The following is a 914-nucleotide window of genomic DNA, read 5'->3' on the forward strand; positions in this document are numbered from 1 at the left end:
ACTCGATCGCCTTGCCCATGTCCTCGACCACCTTCTTGGCGTCGCCGAAGACCATCATGGTCTTGTCCATGTAGAACAGCTCGTTGTCCAGCCCCGCGTAGCCCGCGGCCATGCTTCGCTTGTTCACGATCACCGTCTTGGCCTTGTAGGCCTCCAGGATCGGCATGCCGTAGATCGGCGTGCCCTTCTGCAGCGCCGCAGGGTTCACCACGTCGTTGGCCCCSAGGATGATCGCYACATCGGCCTGGCCGAACTCGCCGTTGATGTCCTCCATCTCGAAGACCTGGTCGTAGGGCACCTCGGCCTCGGCCAGCAGCACGTTCATGTGCCCCGGCATGCGCCCGGCCACCGGGTGGATCGCGTACTTCACCGTCACGCCGTGCTCGGTGAGCTTCTGCGCRAGYTCCTTCACCGCGTGCTGGGCTCTGGCCACCGCCAGACCGTAGCCCGGCACGATGATGACCGTCTCGGCGTTGGAGAGCACGAAGGCCGCGTCGTCCGCGCTGCCGCTCTTCACTGGCCGCTGCTCCTTGGCGCCGCCCGTGGCCGCCGCCGCCTCGCCGCCGAAGCCGCCCAGGATCACGTTGAAGAACGAGCGGTTCATCGCCTTGCACATGATGTAGCTCAGGATCGCACCCGAGGAGCCCACCAAGGAGCCCGCCACGATCAGCATCGCGTTGTTCAGGCTGAAGCCGATGCCCGCGGCCGCCCAGCCTGAGTAGCTATTGAGCATGGACACCACCACCGGCATGTCCGCCCCGCCGATCGGGATGATGATCAGCACGCCCATCACGAAGGCCAGGATCACCATCGCGAGGAAGGCCAGCCAGCTCTCGGTGGCCACGTACAGCAGGCCCAGCGCAATGGTCAGCAGCCCCAGCACGAGGTTCAGCATGTGCTGGCCCTTGAACTGC

At 65.5% G+C, this 914-nt stretch carries 1 protein-coding gene; it reads right to left on the minus strand.

What is annotated here, in order from left to right; all coding sequences use genetic code 11:
- Positions 1–914, minus strand: a 914-nt coding sequence (locus AC1DN9_RS30020; protein WP_478106014.1) for an NAD(P)(+) transhydrogenase (Re/Si-specific) subunit beta, incomplete at both ends; no start/stop codon positions are given.

This window comes from Variovorax sp. 05L425 (assembly GCF_056397705.1).